This is a genomic window from Nostoc sp. 2RC (assembly GCF_014222165.1).
Lineage (GTDB): Bacteria > Cyanobacteriota > Cyanobacteriia > Cyanobacteriales > Nostocaceae > Nostoc > Nostoc linckia.
Genome location: NZ_JACKZU010000703.1, coordinates 1 through 1,357 on the forward strand (window position 1 = coordinate 1; position 1,357 = coordinate 1,357).

At 47.8% G+C, this 1,357-nt stretch carries 2 protein-coding genes; both read left to right on the top strand.

From position 1 onward, the window contains the following. The first annotated feature begins 215 nt into the window (after window positions 1–215). On the top strand, window positions 216–488 hold the full coding sequence (locus GNE10_RS34520) for a hypothetical protein (protein ID WP_073645675.1): 273 nt from the start codon (window positions 216–218) through the stop codon (window positions 486–488). Window positions 489–501: 13 nt separating this feature from the next. Continuing rightward, window positions 502–1,179 carry an ABC transporter ATP-binding protein gene (locus tag GNE10_RS34525; protein WP_099069641.1) on the top strand — a complete coding sequence of 226 codons (678 nt, stop codon included), beginning with the start codon at window positions 502–504 and terminating at the stop codon, window positions 1,177–1,179. Window positions 1,180–1,357 lie beyond the last annotated feature (178 nt).

A 1,357-nucleotide genomic window follows, 5' to 3' on the forward strand; every position in this document is an offset into this window, starting at 1 on the left:
GGAATAGGGCATGGGGCATAGGGGATGGGGAGGCTGGGGAGATGGGGAGGCTGGGGAGAAGAATTTTTTCCCTCTGCCTCCCGCCACTGGAGTTTCTTCCCAATACCCAATGCCCAATGCCGTTTACCGTTTACCCTTTCCCCTTTCCCCTTTACCCAAGAATCTGTCAGTGGACGTTAAAATAAGTGCTACAGTTAAATTTTGATTAATGCTAAATGTTTACCATCGACTTAAGCATCAGAAACACTGCTTTTCCGATCTCGGTACAACGTAAATCGGCCGAGGATGCTGAAGCTGTCTATCAGCTAATTTTGGCAGCTATGCGTTCTGGCAATCCTGACATAGTGGAGCTGAAGTGCGAGGGCAAAACAGAGAAGAAAATTGCTGTTCGTGCTAGTGAAATTTCTGGAGTGCAGATTGTTCAGAAAGATGGTGTAACCACTGCTAGTGGTAGACCACCTGGCTTTTTTGCTCTCGCTGCTGAATAAACAGGGTTGACAAATGTCTCAACTGGGCATCGAGGTCAAGGATTTAAACTTCAGTTGGCCTAATGGAGAGAAAGTAATCAAGTCTTGCTCTTTAGAAGTTCCTAAGGGTGAGTTTTGGATGCTTTTGGGTACAAACGGCAGTGGTAAATCAACTTTACTGAGGCTGGTGGCGGGGTTGTTATCTCCGAACTCTGGTGAAATTGGGGTTTTGCAACCTATTGGCTTTGTCTTCCAAAATCCCGATCATCAATTGGTGATGCCAACAGTTGGTGCTGATGTGGCTTTTGGATTGGTGGAAGAAAAGTTGCCCCCTGCTGCTGTGAGAGTCAGGGTTGAAGAAGCGTTGGGGGCGGTAAATTTGCTGACCTTACAACGACGCCCAATATATGCACTTTCTGGAGGACAAAAGCAGCGAGTCGCCATTGCTGGAGCCATCGCCCGCCGCTGTGAAGTCTTATTATTAGATGAACCCACTGCTTTGTTAGATCCGGATAGCCAGCTGGATTTAGTTGCTGGTGTTCGCCGTCTAGTCAAAAGTCGAGGAATCACAGCTTTGTGGGTAACCCATAGATTAGATGAGCTAAATTATTGTGACGGTGCTTTTTTATTGGAAAAAGGTTCCGTTGTTGATAAGGGTGAAGCCCAACGCCTTAAGCAACGTCTGATGCAAATACACAGTGAAGCGTCTTGATTGAGATTGGGAGTGTTGACTGGTGACTGGTGACTGGTTACTGGTGACTGGTTACTGGGCAAAAGGCATTGGGCATTGGGCATTGGGCAAGCAGGAAGTGTGGGAGGGGTGGGAGGTGTGGGAGGATGAGGAAGAAATCTTTCCCCCCACACTCCCCACACTTCCCTATCCCCTCATC